This is a genomic window from Thalassobacillus devorans (assembly GCF_011761345.1).
Lineage (GTDB): Bacteria > Bacillota > Bacilli > Bacillales > Halobacillaceae > Thalassobacillus > Thalassobacillus devorans.
On record NZ_JAASRY010000003.1, the window covers coordinates 390,615 to 414,030 of the forward strand.

19 protein-coding genes are annotated in these 23,416 nt (G+C 43.5%); 12 read left to right on the plus strand and 7 right to left on the minus strand.

Translation table 11 applies throughout. From position 1 onward, the window contains the following. Entirely contained in the window at nucleotides 1-1,611 is a 1,611-nt protein-coding gene (locus FHS45_RS12870; protein WP_148350192.1) for an ABC transporter permease, read from the minus strand. A 216-nt stretch (nucleotides 1,612-1,827) separates the two neighbouring features. Then, nucleotides 1,828-2,937 carry a Fe(3+) ABC transporter substrate-binding protein gene (locus FHS45_RS12875; RefSeq protein ID WP_062442726.1) on the minus strand — a complete coding sequence of 370 codons (1,110 nt, stop codon included), beginning with the start codon at nucleotides 2,935-2,937 and terminating at the stop codon, nucleotides 1,828-1,830. Between the two features lie 188 nt (nucleotides 2,938-3,125). Here FHS45_RS12875 and FHS45_RS12880 point away from each other — a divergent pair, with 188 nt between their 5' ends. From FHS45_RS12880 to FHS45_RS12890, 3 genes are all read left to right on the plus strand, one after another. Continuing rightward, a complete protein-coding gene (locus FHS45_RS12880) occupies nucleotides 3,126-5,030 on the plus strand; it encodes an ABC transporter ATP-binding protein (RefSeq protein ID WP_062442723.1) in 1,905 nt (634 codons plus the stop codon). A 109-nt stretch (nucleotides 5,031-5,139) separates the two neighbouring features. Continuing rightward, the gene (locus FHS45_RS12885) at nucleotides 5,140-6,381 is read left to right on the plus strand and encodes an aminopeptidase (RefSeq protein WP_062442720.1); all 1,242 of its coding nucleotides are present in this window, start codon (nucleotides 5,140-5,142) and stop codon (nucleotides 6,379-6,381) included. Nucleotides 6,382-7,074: 693 nt separating this feature from the next. Continuing rightward, a complete protein-coding gene (locus FHS45_RS12890; RefSeq protein WP_062442717.1) occupies nucleotides 7,075-7,536 on the plus strand; it encodes a hypothetical protein in 462 nt (153 codons plus the stop codon). Between the two features lie 90 nt (nucleotides 7,537-7,626). On the opposite strand, the gene FHS45_RS12895 is transcribed toward FHS45_RS12890, so the two are convergent. Further along, nucleotides 7,627-8,505, minus strand: coding sequence for an alpha/beta fold hydrolase (locus tag FHS45_RS12895; RefSeq protein ID WP_062442714.1), 879 nt, complete (start codon nucleotides 8,503-8,505; stop codon nucleotides 7,627-7,629). Between the two features lie 149 nt (nucleotides 8,506-8,654). On the opposite strand from FHS45_RS12895, the gene FHS45_RS12900 reads away from it, so the two are divergent. Continuing rightward, nucleotides 8,655-8,828, plus strand: a complete 174-nt coding sequence (locus FHS45_RS12900; RefSeq protein ID WP_166761415.1) for a hypothetical protein — start codon at nucleotides 8,655-8,657, stop codon at nucleotides 8,826-8,828. 120 nt (nucleotides 8,829-8,948) lie between these two features. Beyond that, nucleotides 8,949-10,466 (plus strand): BCCT family transporter, encoded by a 1,518-nt coding sequence (locus FHS45_RS12905; RefSeq protein ID WP_062442712.1) that lies wholly within the window; start codon nucleotides 8,949-8,951, stop codon nucleotides 10,464-10,466. Nucleotides 10,467-10,509: 43 nt separating this feature from the next. Here FHS45_RS12905 and kynB read toward each other — a convergent pair whose 3' ends face one another. Together kynB and kynU are read right to left on the minus strand one after the other, a co-directional pair. Next, nucleotides 10,510-11,130, minus strand: coding sequence for an arylformamidase (kynB, locus tag FHS45_RS12910; protein WP_062442709.1), 621 nt, complete (start codon nucleotides 11,128-11,130; stop codon nucleotides 10,510-10,512). A gap of 13 nt (nucleotides 11,131-11,143) precedes the next feature. Continuing rightward, entirely contained in the window at nucleotides 11,144-12,424 is a 1,281-nt protein-coding gene (gene kynU / locus FHS45_RS12915) for a kynureninase (RefSeq protein ID WP_062442706.1), read from the minus strand. A 157-nt stretch (nucleotides 12,425-12,581) separates the two neighbouring features. On the opposite strand from kynU, the gene yfkAB reads away from it, so the two are divergent. Next, a complete protein-coding gene (yfkAB, locus tag FHS45_RS12920) occupies nucleotides 12,582-13,706 on the plus strand; it encodes a radical SAM/CxCxxxxC motif protein YfkAB (RefSeq protein WP_062442702.1) in 1,125 nt (374 codons plus the stop codon). Between the two features lie 46 nt (nucleotides 13,707-13,752). Here the strand turns inward: yfkAB and FHS45_RS12925 are convergent, their stop codons facing one another. Next, a complete protein-coding gene (locus FHS45_RS12925) occupies nucleotides 13,753-15,177 on the minus strand; it encodes an MDR family MFS transporter (RefSeq protein ID WP_062442699.1) in 1,425 nt (474 codons plus the stop codon). A gap of 273 nt (nucleotides 15,178-15,450) precedes the next feature. Here FHS45_RS12925 and FHS45_RS12930 point away from each other — a divergent pair, with 273 nt between their 5' ends. Genes FHS45_RS12930 through rbsK form a run of 3 tightly spaced genes read left to right on the plus strand, consistent with a single transcriptional unit; the run spans nucleotide 15,451 to nucleotide 17,447 of the window. Further along, the gene (locus FHS45_RS12930) at nucleotides 15,451-15,888 is read left to right on the plus strand and encodes a GNAT family N-acetyltransferase (RefSeq protein WP_062442695.1); all 438 of its coding nucleotides are present in this window, start codon (nucleotides 15,451-15,453) and stop codon (nucleotides 15,886-15,888) included. A gap of 5 nt (nucleotides 15,889-15,893) precedes the next feature. After that, nucleotides 15,894-16,520, plus strand: a complete 627-nt coding sequence (locus FHS45_RS12935) for a fumarylacetoacetate hydrolase family protein (RefSeq protein WP_062442692.1) — start codon at nucleotides 15,894-15,896, stop codon at nucleotides 16,518-16,520. Nucleotides 16,521-16,556: 36 nt separating this feature from the next. Next, the gene (gene rbsK, locus FHS45_RS12940; RefSeq protein ID WP_062442689.1) at nucleotides 16,557-17,447 is read left to right on the plus strand and encodes a ribokinase; all 891 of its coding nucleotides are present in this window, start codon (nucleotides 16,557-16,559) and stop codon (nucleotides 17,445-17,447) included. A gap of 240 nt (nucleotides 17,448-17,687) precedes the next feature. Here rbsK and recQ read toward each other — a convergent pair whose 3' ends face one another. Further along, entirely contained in the window at nucleotides 17,688-19,826 is a 2,139-nt protein-coding gene (gene recQ / locus FHS45_RS12945; RefSeq protein ID WP_062442686.1) for a DNA helicase RecQ, read from the minus strand. A 100-nt stretch (nucleotides 19,827-19,926) separates the two neighbouring features. Here recQ and FHS45_RS12950 point away from each other — a divergent pair, with 100 nt between their 5' ends. The 3 genes from FHS45_RS12950 (at nucleotide 19,927) to FHS45_RS12960 (ending at nucleotide 23,378) form a co-directional block, all read left to right on the plus strand. Further along, nucleotides 19,927-20,862 (plus strand): NADP-dependent oxidoreductase, encoded by a 936-nt coding sequence (locus tag FHS45_RS12950; RefSeq protein ID WP_062442684.1) that lies wholly within the window; start codon nucleotides 19,927-19,929, stop codon nucleotides 20,860-20,862. A gap of 100 nt (nucleotides 20,863-20,962) precedes the next feature. Continuing rightward, nucleotides 20,963-22,423 carry a circularly permuted type 2 ATP-grasp protein gene (locus FHS45_RS12955; protein WP_062442681.1) on the plus strand — a complete coding sequence of 487 codons (1,461 nt, stop codon included), beginning with the start codon at nucleotides 20,963-20,965 and terminating at the stop codon, nucleotides 22,421-22,423. Then, entirely contained in the window at nucleotides 22,416-23,378 is a 963-nt protein-coding gene (locus FHS45_RS12960) for an alpha-E domain-containing protein (RefSeq protein WP_062442678.1), read from the plus strand. The genes FHS45_RS12955 and FHS45_RS12960 overlap by 8 nt, the downstream gene beginning before the upstream one ends. Nucleotides 23,379-23,416: the final 38 nt, after the last annotated feature.

The following is a 23,416-nucleotide window of genomic DNA, read 5'->3' on the forward strand; positions in this document are numbered from 1 at the left end:
TCACTTCGGCTCCTTTTCGAGTACTTGATGGAAAAGATAAATCGCAATACCACTGATGACAATAATAATGATCGATGCCAAGGATGCTTCATGGATTTGCTCATCGCTGGCATATTGGAATGCTTTTGTTGATAACGTGTCAAAATTGAACGGCCTTAAAATTAAGGTGAGCGGCAGCTCTTTAAGAATATCGATGAATGCCAGGATGAATCCGCTGAATATCGCCCCTTTGATGAGGCGGACATCCACTTTGAAAAACGTTTTCGTCATGCCCATTCCCAGCATTCGGGAAGCTTCTGTGAATTTATTGCCTACTTTGTCAAAACCCGATTCAATAGAGTTATAGCCTACTGCCAAAAAACGGATAATATAAGCTGATATTAGCATAAACAGGCTCGTGCTTAAAAATAGGCTGGCTTCCATCCCGAAAGATTCGTAAAACGTGAACAAAAGGTTGTCGATATCAATGAATACAGAACTGATACCGACGGCTATGACAGCACCGGGAATCGAGTAACCGAGGATGGTGATTCGTGATGCCGACTTAGAAAGCCAGCTTTTATGCATCCTGGTAAAGTTAGCAATGATGACAGCAAAGATGACAATCATGAAAGCACCGGTAAAGGCGACTAATAATGAATTCATGATTAATTGAGTGAACACAGGACTGGCTATTTTCTCAAAAGTCAGGAACATCCAATCCAGGAGCTGGATGAAAGGAATAAAAAAGCCCAGGCTGAATATAAGAAGACTATAGCCAAACACTGTCCAGGCTTTCCACCCGGTGAGTTTCATAGGTGTAAGCGGCTTCACTTTCGCTGTCGTATAACTGTATTTTTTCCGGCCTCGTAACACTTTTTCAAAGATTAATATAGTAAAAACAATAAACATCAGGGTAGCTGAGAGTTTAATAGCTGCATTCAAGTCCCCCATGCTGAACCATGTTTGAAAAATCGCTGTGCTGAAAGTCGGGACGCCGAAGTATTTGACGACCCCATAGTCATTCAACACTTCGAGGAGCACCAAGCTTGCTCCACCAATGATGGCCCCGCGGGAAATCGGGAGGACCACCCGAAAGAAAATCTCAAAAGCATTCCTGCCAAGTAGCCTTGCGTTTTCAATCAGGGAAGAAGATTGATTTGCTAAAAAGGCCCGGGTAATCGTGTAGACATAGGGAAATAAAAATAAAGTGAAAATGAAAATGGAACCAGGAATATTCATGATGTCGAAGTATTTTTGATCCACTCGGATACCATAGTCATTGCGTAATGTCGTCTGAATGACACCAGTATAATTTAAAATTCCATTATACGTATAAGCTGCAATATAGGGAGGGATCGCCAAAGGCAGGATTAGTCCCCATTTGAAAAAAACCTTCAACGGAAAATCATATGCAGAAATCAGCCATGCCAGGCTGGTTCCGATCAGAATCGTTAAAACTCCAGTAGCCACGATGATGATAGAAGTATTTTTTAAAAGTAATGGTAAGATGTGTTCTTTGATATGCTCCCAATTATCAGTTGTTTGTGTGAAAAAGTTGATCAGAATCTTAAGGTTGGGCATCAAAATTAGAAGGACGATGACCATGCTCAATACTGTCCATATATTCATATAACCTGGGAGCTTTCGGTAAAACTTCAACTGGGACACTTCCTTCTAAGCGACGACATTAAGACTTTGGAACATAAACCAACACCCATAATTAACTTTTATACATTGGTTTATGTATCATTTTCACTTTTAATGATAACAGTTCTCAATGAAAATGTACATATACGTAAGGCCGTACCTTGTTTGGTACGGCCCATGCGTCATAAAATGGTCAAATTATTTCCAACCAACTTCATTCATAATTTTGATAGCTTTTCCATTGTTTTCACCAAGTTCTGTCAAATTGATGTCTTGCTCTTCAAATTCGCCCCATGACTGAAGTAGTTCAGCAGGTTCTACATCAGGGTTTACTGGATACTCATAGTTCGCTTCAGCAAAATCTTTCTGAGCTTTTTCCTGGGAAAGGAATTCCATGAACTTCACGGCATTCTCTTTATTCTTGCTGCTTGCAGTCATAGCAACACCACTAATGTTGACATGAGTGCCGGTAGTATCCTGATTAGGGAAAATGACTCCTAAATCCTCTGCTACTTTTACTTCTTCTTCATCTTCAGAGTTCAACATCTGACCCAGGTAATACGTATTCATGACAGCGACATCACCTTCGCCGGCAGCAATAGCTTTTGCCTGATCGCGATCGCCGCCTTTAGGGTCACGTGCCATATTATCAACAATTCCCTGTGCCCATTCTTTGGCAGCTTCTTCTCCTTCTGTAGCGATCATAGATGCTAATAATGACTGGTTGTAAATGTTGTCAGAAGAGCGAATCAGGACTTTGTCATTCCACTCTTCTTTTGTAAGGTCTTCATAATTCTTGATATCGTCCTCGTTGACTGTTTCTTTGTTATACACAATAACACGAGCACGTTTGGTCAGGCCAAACCATTGGCTGTCTTCATCACGGAACTTTTCTGGAATATTCTCATTAAGTGCATCGCTTTCCACCTCTTGAAGGAGGTCTTTATCTTTAGCACGGTGCAGACGACCGGCATCAGCTGTGATGAAAAGATCAGCTTCTGATGCTTTGCCTTCCCGCTCCAGGCGTGCGATCAACTCATCATCTTTACCTTCAATGACGTTTACTTTGATGCCTGTTTCTTCTGTGAACTTATCATACAGCTGTTGATCTGTTTCATAGTGACGACCTGTATAAAGGTTTAGTTCGCCACCGGCTTCAGCATTCTCTTCCGTTCCTTCAGAAGTATTTTCTTCGCTCTCTGAAGAATTATCTGACCCTTCTTCCTCGGAACTGCCGCCGCAGGCAGCTAATGCCAAGATGGAAAAAATAAATACAAAACCTAATAAAAACAACTTGCTTTTCTTCATTCCTTTCACCTCGTATGTAATTTTTTGTATTGATTAGGTGATAATGATTTTCAATCTCATCTTTAATATTACTGAAAACGATTCTCAAGTCAAGTCTAATTGATAATATTTTTCAGTTTAGTCACAAGTGTTAATGAAAAGAGCGAGAATGTTATAATAGGGGAAGTTTAAAAGGTAGGGTGATAGACATGAGTCTTTTGCAAGTAGAGAATTTGACAAAAACCTATGGGGATAAAACCCTGTTTGACCATATTTCATTTACAATTTCTCAAAACCAGCGGATTGGCTTGATTGGTGTCAATGGGACAGGGAAGTCGACATTGTTGAAAGTGCTTGCCGGACTGGATTCAAAAGAAGCAGGTGATATGAAGCATGCGAAGGATTTTCGGATTGAATATCTGCATCAGGAACCAAAACTGGATCCGGATTTGACTGTATTAGAGCAAATTTATTACGGTGATTCCGAAATCATGAAAACGATGCGGGCATACGAACAATCCCTGCAGCATCTTGAAAGGGATCCCGAAAATACCAGGTACCAGGCACAGTTACTGAAGAATCAGCAGCAAATGGATGAAAATGATGCCTGGGAAGCGAACACCACTGCTAAAACAATCCTGACGAAACTGGGCATTGATACGTTTGACAAAAAGATCAGCGCGCTGTCAGGCGGCCAAAAAAAACGGGTCGCTATCGCAAGGGCATTGATTCAGCCTGCCGACCTGTTGATTTTGGATGAGCCTACCAACCATTTAGATAATGAAACAATCGAGTGGCTGGAAGAGCATCTTTCCCAGTACCGGGGATCTTTGATAGTCGTCACACATGACCGTTATTTCTTAAACAGAGTAACCAATCTGATTTATGAATTGGATAGGGGCAGACTCTATATTTATGAGGGAAACTATGAAACCTATTTAGAAAAGAAAGCCGAGCGTGACGAGCAGGAACGGATTTCCGAGGAAAAGAGACAAAATACGCTTAGGCGGGAATTGGCGTGGTTGAAGCGTGGAGCGAAAGCACGTACAACTAAGCAAAAGGCCCGCAAGCAACGGGTAGAAACCTTGCAGAACCAGTCTGGTCTCCAGACAGAAGAGCAAATGGATATAGCTATCGGCTCGAACCGCCTTGGCAAGAAAGTCATCGAGCTGGAAAATGTCAGTAAACGTTTGGCAGGGGAAACGTTGATTGAGGATTTCAGTTATTTGGTTGTACCTGAAGAACGGTTGGGTATTATCGGTCCGAATGGAAGCGGTAAGACGACATTACTCAACATCATGTCGCAGCGGATTGAACCGGATACAGGTGAAATAGATGTAGGGGAAACAGTGAAAATCGGCTACTACACCCAGGATCACGAGGAAATCGATGGGAACTTGAAAGTAGTCGAATATATCAAACAGGTAGCCGAAGTGATTACTACTGCGGATGGACAGGAAATAACGGCAGAACAAATGCTGGAACGGTTTTTATTTCCAAGATCTCAGCAGTGGACCTATATCAGAAAGCTATCGGGGGGAGAGCGCCGCCGATTATACCTGCTGCGTGTACTGATGCAGGAACCGAACGTATTGTTTTTGGATGAGCCTACCAATGACTTGGATACAAAGACATTAAGTATTTTAGAAGATTACCTGGATCACTTTCCTGGGGCTGTAGTAACGGTTTCCCACGATCGCTACTTTCTTGATCGGATAGCGGATCGACTGATCGCTTTTGAAGGCAGGGGACAGATTAAAAAGTTTCATGGGAACTATAGCGAGTTCCTTGAAGAAAAAAGAGAAGCCGACCGTCTACGGAGTATGGAAAGAAAAGAGCAGACTGAAAAAGAAAAGGCTGCACAGAAACCAGCACGCAAGAAAAGGAAACTTTCTTACCATGAACAAAAAGAATGGGAAGGCATCGAAGATAAAATCGCCGACCTGGAGGGGAGAATTGAAGGTTTGCAGACATCCATTGCTGAAGCAGGCAGCGATCTTGGCAAAGTGCAGGAGATGTACAGTGAACAGGAAAGCCTGGAAACGGAATTAGAACAGGCGATGGAACGATGGGAGGAGTTGTCACTGCTTGTCGAAGAATTAGAAAACGGCTGAATGTAAAAAATTCCCACAGTTAATGCTGTGGGATATTTTTGTTTATTAAGACAAATTATGGAATAATAGAAATTAGTGAGGTTACGAAAATTGAGAGAGGGAGTTACATATGCCAGAACAAAAAATGTTAGAAAAATATGCCGAATTAGCATTGAAAACAGGTGTTAACCTGCAGGAAAACCAATTGCTGATGATCAACTCGACCATTGAAGGTGCGGACTTTACCCGTATCGTCGTGAAGAAAGCTTATGAAATGGGCGCAAAAACGGTTCATATTAATTGGTCAGATGATGCCATCACTCGTACCAAATACGAACACGAGTCCAAAGAAACACTTTCAGAGGTTCCCCAATGGAAAGTGGACATGTATGACTACTTTGCTGAAGGTGGAGCCGCTATTTTATCCATCCGGTCCACGGATCCTGACTTGCTGCAGGGGATAGATGGAGATAAGATTTCCGCAGCGAATAAAGCAGGGGCACAAGCAATGAAGAACTTCCGCAATTATACAATGAATGACCGTATTCAGTGGTCCATCGTTTCGATCCCGATCACCACCTGGGCACAGAAAATCTTCCCGGATGCCAATGAAGAAGAAGCAGTGGCCAGCTTGTGGGAACAAATCTTTACTATTGTAAGGGTCGATCAAGATGATCCCGTGACTGCATGGGAGGAACATAACAGGATACTGGCGCAGGCGCGCGAATTTTTGAATCGTAAAAAATATAGAAAGCTCGTTTATAACGCACCAGGAACAGACTTGGAAGTGGAACTTCCAGAAGGACATATATGGAAGGGCGGAGCTTCTAAGACTGAAAAAGAAGGTATCCCGTTCAATGCGAATATGCCAACAGAAGAAGTGTTTACTGTACCGCATAAATATGGTGTCAACGGCCAGGTTTCCAGTACGAAGCCATTGAACTATGGAGGAAACCTGATTGATGATTTTACATTGATCTTTAAGGATGGAAAAGTTGTCGATTATAAAGCAGGTCAAGGAGAAGCTACGCTGAAGCATCTTTTGGAGACGGACGAAGGTTCGACCCGTCTTGGCGAGCTGGCACTTGTACCGAATGAATCACCGATTTCTCAATCCGGGCTGATTTTTTATAATACCCTTTATGATGAAAATGCTTCCTGTCATTTGGCGTTAGGCAAAGCATATCCAAATAGCCTGAAGGGTGGTTCCGATATGAACGAAGAAGAACTGGACAAGCACGGTGTCAATGACAGCCTCTCCCATGTCGACTTCATGATGGGGTCTGGGGAATTGGATATCGATGGTGTGTTAGAAGACGGAACAACAGAAGCGGTCATGCGAAATGGCAGCTGGGCTATAAAATTCGATTAGTTTCGAAAGAGCAAATGCCGGATGCATCAGACATCCGGCATTTGCTTTTTTTCTACAAAACGTTGTTGTTTGCCAAAAGAGGCTTATTCAATAAAAGGGCCGAATTGTGGAAGACTCAGTTTCGAGATATTAGTTGGAATAACGGGGCGTGGGGGAACGAGTAGCTTTCCACGGGAGTTCGTTGAGGACTTTCAACTCCGCTTTATTAAGACCGTCCGCTTAGTTCATTCGTTGTCCCATGGTCTTAAGCTGCCTGATAAAGACCGTCCCGGCTGCACATCCACTGCGCAGCGGTCTTTATACCCTTTCTAATGACCGTTAGCCACTTCTCCATACTGTTTAGTGGTCTCTTTTCATGTTCTAAAGACCGCTCCGATACATTTCCACTCTTCTAACAGTCTTTATCGACTGAAAGACCCTCCCCTCGCGATGAGAGAAGGTTCTGATGCTTACATTTTTGATGATGATTTAATCATTCCCTCCTTTTCCATTAAGAATATGTCTCAGCGCATGCCCATGGAATGCGAGTGAATTCCCGGACCTCCATACCGTTACTTCCATAACCGAAACAAATATATCTTGAAACTGAGTCTTCAGTTATTGGGAGCTTTAATGGAAAAAGTAGAAGGTTATTTCTAGCATGTCTCGAATATTCTTAGTAATGGATGATGAAAGTGAAGGGGTGGAATCGCCATGAAAAGAGCAGCAGTCAGCGCAATACTAATACTTCTATTATTAATTGCATGTACAAGTGAAGCAGAAGAACCGCAGGAAGTATGGAGCCAGGATGAGACATTCCAAGTCGATGACCGGACTTTTTATGGAAAAGAAGGGAAATTTGCCATCGTCAAAGAGAACGGAAATGAAAATGAACCTGCATTTCCTGCTGGTCCTCAAGGACGTCATTATTCCGTCTATTTCTGGGGCGAATCAGATGAATTGATAGGAAAAAACTATACCTTGACAGCTACTCATGAGGAAGCAGATGAATCGGTTACGCTTTATGAACGGAGGATCAGCGGTAATAATTTCTCAGAAGTTAGTGCCGATGCTTCAAGCGGTGCGAAATTCGGTTTAGATAAAGCCGGGCTATGGCTGATGGAAGTAACCGTTGATGGGGAGGAATTCGCAAGCTTTATCATAGAGGCGAAGTGAAAATCCTGGCTTGTCGCCAAGTATGGCGAAAGCCTTAATGTTTTTTAAAATTTAACCCTCTTAAAAATAAAACCCCCCTGGCGGGAGGATTTATTTTTTCCAGAGAAATGTAGCAACTTCCTTGTCGACAGATGGATGTTCATGTAAACCGGAATGGGTAGCTTCGACATCTCGTACGATTACCTCATGGTAGTTGTTCGCTGGTACAACCTCTTTGATGCCAAGGGCACTGGATATGCTGACGAGCCCGTCTCCTCCATCGTAATTTTTTTGTTTTACTATAGTATCTGCATTCTCATTCGTATATTTTGCATCGATAGCGCCAGCGATTGCCAGCACTTTGAGGTGGCTAGGAAATGAGTCTTTATTCCCCGACAGCCTTGACAGTAATTGTGCGTCTGGTCGTAAATCTGTAAGAGCTTCTCCGGTATTGATGTCAAAATACTCTTCCTTATCTATTCCTTTAAACGGGCTTCCCATCACAATTAGTTTTTCAACAGTGGGAAGGGAACTGTCTTTTTGAGCCATGAAATTCGCAGCAGCCAAGCCACCCATAGAATGGCCGACAAGATTTACTTGCTGTATCCCGTAATCCACTTTAAGTTTATGCATGATTTCCTGCAGCCAAAGTGTCTGATTAGTAAGTGATGCACGATTGTCATGAAAGATCACTTGAATAAATGGATGCTGTTCAGCTGAGAATCGCCCTCGCATCATAATTTTTCCCTTAGAAGAGACACGCACGGTCATTTCTTTCTCTCCCAGCTGGTTATCTTCCAGACGGTCAATCATCGTGTTAAACGATCCAGGACCACCTTTATACCCATGGATAAACAAAGTAGGAGTGATAGAAGAATTGTCCTGGGAACTCGTATAAGGGGATTTTATAAAAAATATAGAAACTCCTAACGCTATAGAAACAGTGAGAAGTGATAATAACTTATGTCGTTTAATCAATTGCTTGAACATAAAACGTCCTCCTGGTGCGAACTGATTTCATTTTAATATAATCTTCCCTTATTTTTAAGAGATGATCATCTTCTATTACCAGAAAGTTTCGATTTATTTGAGGCGGGTAAAGCAAAGATATAATCCGTTGTATAAGGAGTTGTTTGAATATGACTGGTCCGGATAAGCATTTAATGGGTTTTCAGGCTAATCCGAATGAATTTGGTAAATGCAGCAACTGCGGAAAGCTGCTGACCAGTAAACGGGAAGAAAAAGTGAAACTTTGCACAGAATGTCAGAAACGTTTAAACCCTGGAGAAGACCAGGGTATTGATGGTGACTGAGTTTAAAATATCTTAGAATGCCTCATCCTATTACGGATGAGGTTTTTTTCGTTTTACAACATAGATTACAAGTGGTATAGTTCGTCATTGTGCTTTATTTCAAATACAAAGGAGATTATTATGGAAAAAAAGAAATACGGTCGGATAGACTGGCCGGTTTTACTTATAAGTGGAGGGGCTCTGCTTCTATTTATTTTACTCGCATTTATAGATTTACCTATGGTTTCTGAACTGGTAACAGAAGGGCTTGTTCTTTCTTCGAATTATTTTGGAGCCTTTTGGCAGGTGTTGATGTTGGCTACCTTCTTCGTCGGCCTTTGGCTTGCCTTTTCTAAAAGGGGAAAGGTTAAGATGGGAGGCTTGGATAAGCCGGAAATTGGTTTGTGGAAATGGTTATCGATCATAATGGCCACCTTGCTTGCAGGCGGTGGCGTATTTTGGGCAGCTGCAGAACCGATGTATCATTTTCTTACTGTTCCTCCCGTTCATGAAGGAATAGAAGCCGGAACTACAGAAGCAATTAACGCAGCATTAGCACAAAGTTTTATGCACTGGGGATTTCTTGCCTGGGCGATATTAGGTACCATCAGTGCTGTCGTAATGATGTATGGCCACTATCACAAGGGGATGCCGTTGAAGCCGCGAACACTGTTGTACCCTATTTTCGGTGAAAAACTCAGGGACAGTTGGTTTGGTACGGTTATTGATGCCTTTTCAGTTATTTCTGTTGCCGCAGGAACGATTGGACCAATCGGCTTCCTGGGAGCGCAGGCAAGTTATGGACTAAACACGATTTTTGGTATCCCGGATACTTTCGGGACACAGCTTTCCATTATTATTGCTGTGGTAACTATATCCACAATATCAGCAGTCACTGGTTTATACAGGGGTATTCAATGGTTAAGCAGCTTCAATGTCCGGATGGCAGTTGCTTTAATGTTATTTGTACTGTTATTTGGTCCCGGTGGTTTTATTATTGATTACTTTATCTCTTCTTTCGGATTTTACGTGCAAGAATTCATTCCGATGAGTACTTTCCGTGCCGATGAAGAATGGCTATCGTTGTGGACGGTGTTCTTTTGGGGATGGTTTATCGGTTATGGTCCGATGATGGCGATTCTAGTCAGTCGTATTTCTCGAGGCCGGACGATAAGGGAGATTATCCTTGCAATTTCAATTATGGCACCAGTGATTTCAGCCTTTTGGTTTACAGTGCTTGGCGGTTCGGGTATTTTCTTCGAAATGGAAACAGCAGGCTCTGTATCTCAAGCATTGAATGAAGCGGGGAAACGAGCTGCCATGTTCGCAATTACGGAGCAGTTTCCACTAAGTGAAATTATTTCTCCACTTTTCTTGCTGCTGACTATATTATTTGTAGTTACTACAAATGATTCGATGTCCTATACCATTTCTATGGCAGTTACAGGAGAGGGGAACCCGCAAAGATGGCTTCGGATTTTCTGGTCTGTAGTCATGGGAACAGTAGCAGCTATCTTGTTATTCATTGGGGAAGGCGGCGTTGGTGCATTACAATCTTTCATTGTCGTGACCGCTGTACCTGTTTCGTTACTATTACTTCCAGTAGTCTGGCTGGCACCTAAGGTTGCGAATGAGATGGCACGCTATCAAAAGTTATGACTTAGAAACCCCAGCATCCAATGATGCTGGGGTTGTTTTAACATTAAATCTGTTTCAACACCGCACGTACTGGACTGCCGTCAGCTTCTGTCATTTTTAAAGGAAAAGCGTTGAGCTCGTAAATCCCTGCCTTTACGTGATCGAGCACGAGCCCCTCAAGAATCAGTACATCATTTTTATGCAAGCTATGATGTGCTTTCAATTCTTTGCTTGTTTCCGGGTCGACCGATGGCGTATCGACTCCTACCAGATCAATGCCATTTGCTTTTAAAAATGAACCTAAATCTTCGCCGAGTACGGTATAAGACGGTGGAAACTCTGACCGATCCTGCCAGCTCTTCGTTTGCAAAATCAGCTTAGAGATTCCTGTTAAATCCGTGTCCTGCAAATCTTTCGCCTCAACTGTTTTTTTGCCAGATACATCAACGACGAGGGCAATGCCGTGAAACCTCTCCAAAGGTAAGTCTGCAATTTTCAGTCCGGCGGAAGCATAATGAAAAGGGGCATCGACATGGGTGCCGGTGTGGTTGCTCATTTTAATGCTGCCGACATTGACGGCCCCCGTTTCTTGCATGGACCAGGTCAGGCTGTAGTTATAACGCTCATCTCCCGGCCATGGGGGAGTAGTCTTATCAAGGGTCATCGAAATATCAATGATTTTCATGTGGAGGCCTCCTTTATGCAATAATTCCTCGTATGTTTTCAAATTTTTTATAGGTTTCCTTATCCATAATCTCTTTTAGCCGCATGACCATCTCGTAAATATCTTCATAGGAGACATAAAGGGCGATAGGTGCAAGGCGGATGACGTTAGGCGCACGGAAATCCGGGATGACTTGTTTTTCTTTTAGTGCTTTGCAGATTCTGGCAGCTTCTTTGTGTTCGAGGCTGACATGGCCACCCCGGCGCTCTGCTTGACGCGGATTGGCAATTTCGAAGTCGTAGCCGTCAAGCTCCTGCTCGATCAGTTGCATCATAAAAGCGGTCTGGTCGAGTGATTTTTTCCGGATGTTATCGATGCCTGCTTCTTGGAAAATCTCCAATGATCCCAGCAAGGGTGCTGAGCTTAGTATGTGAGGTGTCCCGATTTGATAAGCTCCTGCTGTTTCTGACGGAGTCAGGGTGTGATCCATGTCGAACTGCTTATCTTTTCTGGAACTGAACCAGCCGGCAAGCCCGGGGGCCTGTCCTAAATGCTTTTCATGGACATACAAGCCGCCAACGCCTCCAGGGCCGCTGTTCAAATATTTATAGGTGCACCAGACAGCGAAATCGACACCCCAATCGTGAAGCTCATGTGGCAGAGCGCCAATGGAATGGGCCAGATCGAACCCGACGATAATTCCCTGTGCATGTGCGGCTTCTGTGATCTTCTTCATATCAAGCAGCTGACCGCTTCGATATAAAACGGATGGGAGGAGGAGTAAAGCTGTCTCTTCATTCATTTGCTCAATGATTTCCTCCTCATTCAATGTGCGGCCGTCTTCGCTGGTTACCTGGATTAAATGGATTTCAGGATCCAGTCCGTGTAAGCGCAGTTGGCTTTTCAAGGCATATATGTCGGAAGGGAAATTCAAGGTGTCGGCCAGTATTTTGTTTCTCTTATCGTCAGGGTTAAAGAAGGTTGCCAGCAGCTGATGAAGGTTAGTTGTAATCGAACCGGTATTGATCACTTCCTCTTTTTTGGCACCGATAAGAGGAGCTGTCATTTCACCAAGTTTTTCAGACATGTAATACCAAGGCTGTTCGCCTTCCGTCCAGCCTTCTATCCCATGTTCCTTCCAATCCTCCAGAGAAGTGAGCAATGTTTTTTCCGCTCGTTTTGATAACAGGCCGAGCGAGTTTCCATCCATGTATAACGTTCCTTCTTTTATGTGAAATTCTTGTTTGAATCGCTTTAGCTGATCTTTTTGGTCTTTGTCGATTGCGTGTTGACGGGAAAGTTTGGAATTTTTCATCAAATCGCCTCCTGTCATCATTATAGCTTGTTATTGTTGAGCCTTCCAATAACTAACCGGTCAGCCCCTGTAATAATAGGGTGTGGAGGTGATAGAATAGTGAGAGTACCATTTTGATAGATTTAGCAACTTAATTGAAGGAAGGGAGCAAGCCGAAGTGAAAACGCAACTGAATAATAAAGAGATATCTCCTTCAAATGACCCGTGGGAAGCTTACATGGATGTTGAAGAATTCGGAGAAATGACATTATCAAATATAGAATTTACCACAACTACACTTTGTAATATGCGCTGTGCTCATTGCGCTGTAGGTGAAACATTATCATACAAAGACCCGGAATCTCTTTCTATGGATCTGATTTTGAAACGTCTGGATGAAATACCTAACCTGCGTACCCTTAGTATTACAGGCGGGGAACCGATGATGTCCAGGAAGTCGATTAGGAATTATGTTTTGCCGTTATTAAAATATGCTCATAGCCGTGGGGTGAAAACTCAAATCAATTCAAATTTAACTCTGCCCTATGAGCGTTACGAACCGATCATCCCATTTTTAGATGTTTTACATATTTCCCATAACTGGGGCACATTAGAAGAATTCGCAGAAACTGGTTTTGCGCGAATGGACAGAAAACCATCTCTTGAGAAACGAGAATCTTTTTTTGTCCGTATGGTAGAAAATTCACAAAGGTTATCGGAAGCAGGGGTTATGGTATCTGCCGAAACGATGCTGAACAAGCGCACGTTACCTTATTTGGAAAAAATTCATGATCACATCTTAGAAATGGGCTGTGCCCGTCATGAAATCCACCCCATGTACCCGGTGGATTTTGCCAGCAACTTAGAAACCCTTGATTTAAATGAGATGAGTACGGCTATTACAAGACTGCTGGATCACCGGAATGAGAATGTCTGGATGCTATTTGGAACTTTGCCTTTTTACGCATGCAGTTCATCTCAGGAGGATTTGGATCTGCTTCGTCGACTATATGACGAAAAAAATGTCACGGTTAGAAATGATCCAGATGGCAGGTCCAGGTTGAATGTCAATATCTTTACAGGTGAGGTAATTGTGACTGACTTTGGAGATGAACCCCCGTTAGGAAACATTAAAGATACTTCACTGCCTGAAGCTTATTCGCGTTGGATGAAGACAGATACAGCCAAAAGTTTGAACTGTCATTGTCCGGCAGTTAAATGTCTCGGTCCTAATATCTTAGTGAAAGACACATATTATAAAACTACAGACTTTCGTAAAAGAAAAGCTTCTATAGAAATGTGAATAAAACGAGCACTGCGACTATTCAAGCAGTGCTCGTTCTTTTTGATTAACTGTCTTCTGTTCCTGTTTCCGCTTCTTCCTCTGTTGGAGGGGAAGTTTTTTTAACATAAATTGATAAGAAGATACCAATAAACGATAAGGCAGTAATAACTAGAAAAGCTACATTTACACCGTAAATATCAGGATTAGCGATATCAGGCTGCTGGGAAGCGGTTTGAGCAGTTGTTGTCATCACAGTGACAATAATAGCTGTTCCGATTGATGCAGCGATTTGCCTCATCGTATTATTCATAGCCGCCCCGTGTGGGATCAGCTTTTTCGGAAGCTGGTTGAGTCCAGCTGTAGTAACAGGCATCATCACCATCGATAAACCAAACATCCGAATGGCATACATGACGGTTAAATAGACCATTGTCGTTTGGGTGTCCAGGAAGGATAGGGCAAGAGTAGCACCCGTGATCAGCGTCATCCCTACAATACCAAGCAGGCGGGCCCCGATTCTATCAAAAATTCTTCCTGTAATCGGGGACATGAAGCCTGAAATCAGGGCACCTGGCAAGAGCACAAGCCCAGATTCCATCGCAGTGAAATCACGCATATTCTGCATATATAATGGGATCAGTGTCTCTGAACCAATCAGCCCCATGAAGGCGATCATCCCAATGATCGTCGCTATCGTGAACGTCCGTAGTTTGAAGACTCGGAACTCAAGCATCGGATGATGCATTTTCAGTTGTCGTGTAATGAATAGCATCAGTGTGAAAATACCCACACTTAACGACGTCATCGTTATGGAACTATCCCACCCATTGTTGCCAGCGCTGGTAAACCCGTATAAAAGACTTCCGAATCCGATGGAAGACATGACGATAGATGGTATATCCACCCTGGGATATGTAAGCTCGGTTACATTTTTCAGGATGAAATAGGCGATAGCAATGATACCTAGTGCCAGTGGAAGCACCAGCCAAAACAATGCTCGCCATGAATAATTTTCCGTGATCCATCCCGATAATGCCGGGCCGATAGCAGGAGCAAAGGAAATGACCAGACCGATATACCCCATCGCAGCTCCGCGTCTATTAACAGGGAAAATCAATAGAAAAACGGTTTGCATCAATGGCAGTAATACCCCGGCACCAGCTGACTGGATGACTCTTCCTGCCAGCAGCATTGGAAAGTTCAGGGCAAGACCACCGACGACCGTACCAAATGTAAATACACTCATAGCGGTAATGAAAAGCTGCCTTGTTGTAAACCTTTCGATTAAAAACGCACTGATTGGAATCATTATTCCATTCACGAGCATAAAAACGGTCGTAAGCCACTGTGCTGAATTGGCTGAGACATTCATTTCGTGCATGATCGGAGGAATCGCCGTAATCATCAGTGTTTGGTTAAGAATGGTGATAAACGAACCCGCCAGTAATAATCCTGCCATTAAGACTTTGTTGTAATTCTGATCCGGCATACTGCTTCCTCCTTTTCTATATAAATCAAATGATAGTTTCACAGACTAATTATAAGATTATACTTTTTTTGACAGCAACTGACAAATAAAACGCCCCCAGTCAACAGGGCTTTCAGATAGCCGCATCTCTCAGTGATAGATACATGATCATATGCTCCATTGATACCATGTCGTAAGCTTACCTTATGGATTCACCCATAGTCTATTACCCATTGAACAATGTAAATATGTTAATCTAGTGATATTAAAAAAATTCAGATAAGGAGCTTTGTAATGCAGGCTATGACCATAAAAGAACTGCAATCTGATGAAGAAATTCTTCAAGCGTTTCCAATTATGAAACAATTACGTACTCATTTGGATAAAGATACCTACCTGGAACTTGTAACAGAAGCCCAGGCGAAAAATAGATATAAATTGTTTGCCTTAGTTGAAAGCAAGGACATAGTAGCGGTCGTAGGTTTTGAACCGATGACTACCCTGTATTACGGCCGTTTTGTCTGGGTGTGCGACCTGGTGACAGATAGTAAACAGCGTTCTCGTGGTTATGGTGATGAATTGCTTAAATTTGTCGAAGGATGGGCCCAGGAGAATGGCTATGAAAGTGTGGCTTTATCTTCAGGACTAAAAAGAATAGACGCCCACCGTTTTTATGAAGATAAAATGAATTATGACAAGGTAAGCTATGTATTTAAAAAATCGAGAGGATGAGGAACATGAATGATATACATAACATTTATTGTGTAGGCCGTAATTATGTAGCGCATGCAAAGGAATTGAATAATGACGTACCGACTTCACCGCTGTTATTTTCCAAGCCTAATCGTTCGCTTGTGAAAGCGGATGGGCAAGAACTTATGCTCCCAGGCGACAAAGGGGAAGTCCATTATGAGGCTGAACTGGTCATTCGTCTTGGGAAAAATTATGAACAAGGCATCAAAGTGGATGACATTGTTGATAGCATGGCGGTTGGGCTTGATCTTACCTTGAGAGATGTCCAAAGTGAACTAAAGAAAAAAGGGCATCCCTGGTTGTTGGCTAAGGGCTTTCCTAATGCAGCAGTAATTGGGGGTTTTATCCCGTTTCCCGGGGAAAAGGAGTGTAAGGAAAGTGACTTTGTGCTTTTGAAAAATGGTGAACAAGCACAACGCGGAAATACGAAACAGATGATTTTTGATTTACAGACGTTAATTGATTATTGTGGCATGCATTTAGGTGCAGGAGAAGGGGACATCATTTTCACTGGAACACCACAAGGAGTGGGACCAATCTCCAATGGTGATCATATGGAGTTCTTATGGGACGGTACCTCTCTTGGTCATTGCACGTTCAAGTTGGGCTGAGGTTTAACATATTGTGTGATAAGGGGAGTATTGCCAATGACAAAACCGAAAATCGCGGTTGTTGGGAGCATCAATATGGATCTGACTACTTCTTTTGACCGAATGCCGCACCAGGGAGAAACAGTGCATGGCACGTCATTTGCTACCTACCCTGGTGGAAAAGGCTTCAATCAGGCAGTAGCAGCCGCACGAGGCGGTGCTGAGGTTTCCATGGTTGGAGTTATTGGGGATGATGCTTTTGGAAAATCTCTGAAAACAATGTTAGCAAAAGAAAAAATAGCTACTGCAGGAATTAAAACGATGACAGGGATAGGGACGGGAACGGCGACAATCCTTTTAACCGAAGGAGATAACCGGATCGTAGTCGTACCCGGAGCAAATGGAGAAGTGACGCCACAACATGTAGAACGGCAGCGCGAACTGCTCACCAATAGTGATATTGTATTGCTACAGTTGGAAATACCGATGGAGTCTGTGAAGAAAGCAGCGGAAATCGCGTTCGAAGCGAATGTACCCATTATACTTAACCCTGCACCTTCACAGCCGTTAAGCAAAGAGTTGCTGGATAAAATTACATACCTTACCCCGAATGAATCGGAAGCAGCAGACTTAATGACCCATTATGAAAGTAGGAAAGCTCTCGAGGAGAAGCTGATTATTACAAAAGGAAAACAAGGAGTGATGTTCTATGAGAAGGGGAGAGCAGTCACTGTCCCAGGGTTCCCGGTCACCCCAGCCGATACAACTGGCGCAGGTGACACCTTCTGTGGCTTAATGAGTACTCGTATCGCTCAAGGATATTCGTTAGAGGAGGCGTGCCAATTCGCTAACGCTGGCGCGGCATTGTCTGTGACGAAACCAGGTGCGCAAGGAGGCATGCCGACAGAACGGGAAGTTCTAAGGTTTCTGCGCGAACGAGGGAAGTAATTCAGATCTGTAACCTCACTTGAATATTCTAAAAAAAGCCTGTATGAGAGCCAATTGATAGAGTTATGAGAAAAAACAAAGCTATATGAGCAAACTTTTAAGAAAAGAGAGACAAATTTTAAAATAAAAGAGACAATATTTAAATTATGAGAGACACTTTCAAATTTAAATGAGAAAAGCTAAGCATATATGCTACAAACCAATACAAAGAAGCCCCGGCGCCCTTTGCCGGGGCTCTTGTTATTTGGCTAATCCGTTTTTGACAAGCACACCTTTAATTATGGTGTAATCGTAGGCGTGATCCAAGGCTTCTCTTAATACTTTTAAACCTTCATCCTCGTCCAACGTTTCCCGGGCCCGAAGCACTTCTGCTTCGGTTTGTTCGTCAAACCATTGACTCCAGTCAAACTCGTGACCCTCGCTGGCAGCTCGGAAAAGATGATTTTCTATGGTGATTTCACTCATTCCGCGATCGCGGGCAATTTCAGGCAGATCCTTACCTTCTTCTTTCCATAACCGGTAAGAAATCATATAACTAGGTTCTTTATCCTGCTCGGTTTTCTTTTGGAAAATTGGCGTCGGCCCTTTGACAGCGGCTGGGTGTTTTTCTTTAAATGGCTCGATAGCTGCCAGGAATGTCTCTCCGTATTGTTCGTATTTCCGCTCACCCACCCCTTTAATGGATAGCATTTCTGACTTGGATGCTGGTAAATAGCGAGCCAACTCTTTAAGGGTGGCATCAGAAAAGATGACATATGGCGGCAGGTTATGTTCGTCAGCAATTTCTTTCCTCAGGCTGCGCAGGGATTCAAACAGTTCTTCGTGGTAATCCACTTCCGTCCTTCTGGCTGTTTTTTCGATTTTCATCCAAACCTGCTTTTCACCTTTCAAAATGTCGACTGCTTTCGGTGTCAGCTGCAATGTCGGGAATTTACCCTGACCAGGGTTCAACAATTCCTCTGCTGTCAAAAAGTGAATAAAGCTCGTCAGTTCCTTTTCCGTGTATTGCGACATTAAACCGTAAGTACTCAGCCGGTTAAAACCGAACTCTTTTACCTTTTGGTCAGAGGATCCGCGAAGCACCTTGGCTGTTAGGCCTGCTCCAAATCGTTCCCCCATCCGTTTCACACATGATAAAACCATTTGGGCTTCCTTCGTCATGTCCTCCCGCTCACCATCGTACAAGCAGTTCGAACAGCGGCCGCATGGCTCACTGCCTGTCGGGTCATTGAAATAGTCGAGGATATATTGCTGCAGACAGTGGTGGGTATGACAGTAATTCACCATCGACTGAAGTTTCTCGTATTCTTTTGCCTTTTTTTCATCAGGTAAGGTCGACTGCTCGATCATATATTTCTGCAAGTTGACGTCCTGTCCCGAGAATAGCAGGATGCATTCACTTGGTTCGCCGTCTCTTCCCGCGCGCCCCGCTTCCTGGTAGTAAGATTCAATGTTCATTGGCATCGAGTAGTGGATGACGTAGCGGACGTTGGATTTATCGATCCCCATACCGAATGCATTGGTCGCTACCATAATCAGCGTTTCATCCTGGATGAAGCTGTTTTGGGCTTCTTTTCGCTCGTCTTCCGAAAGACCGGCGTGATATTTACCTGCCTGGAACCCTTTTCTTAATAAAAACTGGTGAATAAAATCGACGTCTTTTCGAGTTGCGGCATAAATGATTCCGGACTCACTTTTTCGTTCCGTAGCATAATTCAGCAGGAAATCACGTTTATCCTGACCTTTGATCAAGCGGAAGGATAGATTATCCCGTGCAAACCCTGTGTTGATAACGGAGGTTTCCGGAACATGCAGCAAATGCTGTATATCGTTGATGACTTCCTTGGTGGCTGTGGCAGTTAAAGCCATCATGGTTGGAAGGTTTGTGAGTTTTTTCAACAACGGAACAATCGATCGGTAGCTTGGCCGGAAATCGTGCCCCCATTGCGAGATACAGTGGGCTTCATCAAAGGCGATCAACGATAACGGTATCGACTGAATCGCATAAAAGAAGTTGGAGGAATCAAAGCGTTCCGGTGCGACATAGATAAAGTGATAACGCCCCTGTCTCATTGCGCGCAGGCGTTCCTGCTGCTCTTCCATACTTAAAGAACTGTTGATATAGGTAGCGGCTACACCCATAGAAGTAAGTGCATCAACCTGATCTTTCATTAATGAAATCAATGGGGAAATGATAATAGCTGTTCCAGGCTGAACGAGCCCTGGTATCTGATAACAGATTGATTTCCCGCCGCCGGTCGGCATGACAGCAAGGGTGTTGTTTCCTTGGAGAATCTGGCTGATGGCATCCTCCTGGCCGGGGCGGAAGGTTTGATATCCGAAGTATTCTTGTAATTTTTTTCGTGCTTGTTCTAACATAGTGTATCTCCTTTATAAATCCTTTGTTAATAGTATCATGTTTAGTTCAATCTGACAGGGGAAAAATGATGTAAGAATCTCAATTCTGGAGGGATCATTTATGAGAGCAGTTGTAATTGATAATTATGGCGATAAAGAACAACTGAAAATGAGAGAGATAGATAAACCGGAAATTACAGACGATCAAGTCCTTGTCGAACTTCATGCGGCCTCGATTAACCCGATTGATTGGAAGCTGCGGCAAGGATATTTAAAAGAAAAAGCCGACTTTGATTTTCCAATTATCCTTGGATGGGACTTGGCTGGTGTTGTTGCAGAGACAGGAAAGAATGTAACGAAATTTAAAAAGGGTGACAATGTGTTCGCACGGCCGGACCTAACACGGCTGGGAACATATGCGGAATATGCTGCAGTTGATGAACGCCTGCTTGCCCACATGCCAGAAAATATCACTTACGAAGAAGCGGCATCTGTCCCATTGGCTGGGCTGACTGCATGGCAATGTCTAATCGATTTTTCTGAAATTAAGGATGGGGATAAAGTATTGATTCACGCTGGTTCTGGAGGAGTAGGAAGCTATGCGATCCAGCTGGCGAAGCATTTCGGTGCCTATGTTGCTACCACAGCGAGCGGCAAGAACCAGGACTGGGTGACAGAACTTGGTGTCGATCGCTTCATCAATTATCAGGAAGAAGACTTCAGTGAAGTACTCGAAGGTTTCGATATTGTCGTTGATACGATCGGCGGAGAGGTTCAGGAGAAAAGCTATGAAGTCCTGAAAGATGGTGGAAAGCTTGTTTCAATCGTCCAGCCGCCTGAAGAAGAAAAAGCAAAAGAACTAGGAATCAAAGCAGGATTCCACTGGCTGGAGCCAGAAGGAGAGCAGCTTGCCAAAATCGCGGACCTGATTAAGAAAGGTAAGGTAAGGGCGGTTGTCGGCCACCAATTCGACTTTTCCGAAGAAGGGCTGAAACAGGCGCATGAACTGAGTGAAACTCACCACGCTCAAGGAAAGATTGCTATTTCTATTAAATAATAGTATAACAGAAGCACCAGGTAGTTTGGAAAATTTTCTGACTACTTGGTGCTTTTTTAGGGTATAAGACTTTATACCAACAATAGGGGGGATGATTTTTATGCTGGAACACTATGAAATGGAAAGCTTTTTTGATGAAATGATGCTCGCCAAAGAACAGCCCAAGCCTCATTATGAACACTTCTATGAAATGCTCCGCCGCTTTTCTATTGATAACCTCCATGAAAAAAATGAAACAGCCCAATTAAGTTTTTTGCGAAAAGGAATCACTTTTACGGTGTATAACGAGACTGTCGGAACGGAACGAACCATGCCGTTTGATTTCGTGCCGATCATAATTCCCTCTGAAAATTGGCAGCGCATTGAAAAAGGTATGAAGCAGCGTGTCAAAGCACTTAATCTATTTTTGGAAGATATATATCGAGATCAGGAAATCATCAAGGATGGTATCATTCCTGGAGAATTAGTAGAACAAAATCCCTATTACTATCGCGAGCAAGCATCAGGGCTTGATATCCCTTACCAAAACCATATTTTCCTCGCTGGAATCGACTTAATTCGTGATGAGCATGGGGAATACCGGGTGCTCGAAGATAACCTGCGCAACCCATCAGGATTGTCCTATGTATTTCAAAACCGTTATGTCATGCGGCAGGTATATCCGGAATTATTTTTCGAGCATGCCATTGAAACGCTTGAGCATCAGTTGTCAGAACTTCATCAGGCACTGATGGCCTATGTTCCGGCTAACTCCACCTCACCGGATAACCCCTGTGCCGTCCTTCTAACACCGGGAAGCTATAATTCTGCGTATTATGATCATGTATTCCTGGCCCAGCAAATGGGCATTGAGCTTGTCGAAGGACGCGATCTTCTTGTCAGGGATGACGTCGTGTACATGAAAACGATTCGGGGGTTGAAGCGAGTCGATATCATATACCGTCGGATAGATGATGATTTTCTGGATCCCGATGCTTTCGACCCTAAATCTGTGTTAGGAGTACGCGGTCTGCTCCGAGCCTATCGCAAAGGAAATGTAGCCATTGTAAATGGTATCGGCAATGGAGTAGCGGATGACAAGGCGATGTATGCGTACGTGCCCGACATGATTCGCTATTACTTAGATGAGGAACCAATCATTCCAAATGTGGAAACATACTTTTTGCGTAATGAGGAACAGCGTACTTATGTACTTGATCATCTGGATGAATTGGTAGTGAAAAACGTCGGGGCATCCGGGGGCTATGATATGCTGATTGGTCCTCATGCGGGTAAGGAAGAAATTGCTGTCTTTCGTGAAAAGATTTTAGAAAAACCGAATCAATATATCGCCCAGCCAACCATTAAATTGTCAAGGGCGCCGGCTTTTCAGAAAGGGCGCTTTTACCCATGCCATGTCGACCTGCGGGTATTTGTCATGAGCGGGCAGGAAAGTCATGTATTGCCTGGCGGGTTATCCCGGGTAGCCCTGCAAGAAGGGTCGCTTGTCGTCAATTCTTCACAAGGCGGTGGAGGGAAAGATACATGGGTATTGAAAAAGAGGGGGAATGGCTATGCTTAGTCGAGTGGCTGACTCGTTATATTGGATGGCGCGAAACCTGGAACGCTCTGAAAATAATGCCCGAGTCCTCGATGTACAGTTGATCAATATGCTGGAAGCGAATGATACAGAGGTACTGAATCGTGATTGGGAGGAAGTATTAGAAATCACTGCGTCCTTAGCGGATTATCAAGTCCAGTATCCAAACTTGAAGTCAGAGGAGATCATCCATTATGTGGCGTTCGAGCCAGGGAATTTCAACTCACTCGTCAATTGTATGACTTATGCGCGTGAGAACGCTCGTGCGACAAGGGACATCATTCCTGAAGGAGTGTGGGAAGGACTGAACCGTTTTTATCTGGAACTGCCGGCAGTCCGCCGAAATGAGTTTACGATCCAGGAAATTCAAAATTTCCTAAACACAATTACAATGACATCGATGACCGCCCAGGGTGTAATTGAATCAACAATGACTCGCGGCGTCCCCTATTCCTTCATAAAAATCGGCAAATGGCTGGAACGGGCAGAGAAGACGGCGAGAATTTTGAACGTCATCTGCGAGAAAGCAAGAAAGGAAAAACAGGGATCGGTCAATCATCATTATTACTGGCTCGCTGCTTTAAGGCTGGTAAACGGATATGATGCCTATATCAAAGAATTCCCTCCTAAAATGAATGCGATGCATGTCCTTCATTTCATCATTGAAGAAGAAAGGTTCCCGCGCTCGATCCGTTACTGTGTCGATCATGTGATGGAAACCATTCGCAAATTAGAAAAGGGGGAAGTCCACCATTATTCAGAACGATTGTTCCATCTGCTTGAAACAATCCAGCAGGAAATCTCTGATTTCAACCTGGAAGCCATGGCCATGGAAGAGCTGATGGGCTTCCTGGATCATTTCCAAAATCGCTGTATACAGGTGAGCAGAATTTTCTCTGAAACTTACTATTTGATTGAACCGATTGAAATAAAATAGAAGGTAAGGGTTTCACGATAAAGAGTGGGTACTATAAG

Coding starts and splice junctions, on each gene's coding strand:
- FHS45_RS12870 (WP_148350192.1), bottom strand. CDS start 1,611: ATGAATATATGGACAGTATTGAGCATGGTCATCGTCCTTCTAATTTTG.
- FHS45_RS12875 (WP_062442726.1), bottom strand. CDS start 2,937: ATGAAGAAAAGCAAGTTGTTTTTATTAGGTTTTGTATTTATTTTTTCC.
- FHS45_RS12880 (WP_062442723.1), top strand. CDS start 3,126: ATGAGTCTTTTGCAAGTAGAGAATTTGACAAAAACCTATGGGGATAAA.
- FHS45_RS12885 (WP_062442720.1), top strand. CDS start 5,140: ATGCCAGAACAAAAAATGTTAGAAAAATATGCCGAATTAGCATTGAAA.
- FHS45_RS12890 (WP_062442717.1), top strand. CDS start 7,075: ATGAAAAGAGCAGCAGTCAGCGCAATACTAATACTTCTATTATTAATT.
- FHS45_RS12895 (WP_062442714.1), bottom strand. CDS start 8,505: ATGTTCAAGCAATTGATTAAACGACATAAGTTATTATCACTTCTCACT.
- FHS45_RS12900 (WP_166761415.1), top strand. CDS start 8,655: ATGACTGGTCCGGATAAGCATTTAATGGGTTTTCAGGCTAATCCGAAT.
- FHS45_RS12905 (WP_062442712.1), top strand. CDS start 8,949: ATGGAAAAAAAGAAATACGGTCGGATAGACTGGCCGGTTTTACTTATA.
- kynB (WP_062442709.1), bottom strand. CDS start 11,130: ATGAAAATCATTGATATTTCGATGACCCTTGATAAGACTACTCCCCCA.
- kynU (WP_062442706.1), bottom strand. CDS start 12,424: ATGAAAAATTCCAAACTTTCCCGTCAACACGCAATCGACAAAGACCAA.
- FHS45_RS12925 (WP_062442699.1), bottom strand. CDS start 15,177: ATGCCGGATCAGAATTACAACAAAGTCTTAATGGCAGGATTATTACTG.
- FHS45_RS12930 (WP_062442695.1), top strand. CDS start 15,451: ATGCAGGCTATGACCATAAAAGAACTGCAATCTGATGAAGAAATTCTT.
- FHS45_RS12935 (WP_062442692.1), top strand. CDS start 15,894: ATGAATGATATACATAACATTTATTGTGTAGGCCGTAATTATGTAGCG.
- rbsK (WP_062442689.1), top strand. CDS start 16,557: ATGACAAAACCGAAAATCGCGGTTGTTGGGAGCATCAATATGGATCTG.
- recQ (WP_062442686.1), bottom strand. CDS start 19,826: ATGTTAGAACAAGCACGAAAAAAATTACAAGAATACTTCGGATATCAA.
- FHS45_RS12950 (WP_062442684.1), top strand. CDS start 19,927: ATGAGAGCAGTTGTAATTGATAATTATGGCGATAAAGAACAACTGAAA.
- FHS45_RS12955 (WP_062442681.1), top strand. CDS start 20,963: ATGCTGGAACACTATGAAATGGAAAGCTTTTTTGATGAAATGATGCTC.
- FHS45_RS12960 (WP_062442678.1), top strand. CDS start 22,416: ATGCTTAGTCGAGTGGCTGACTCGTTATATTGGATGGCGCGAAACCTG.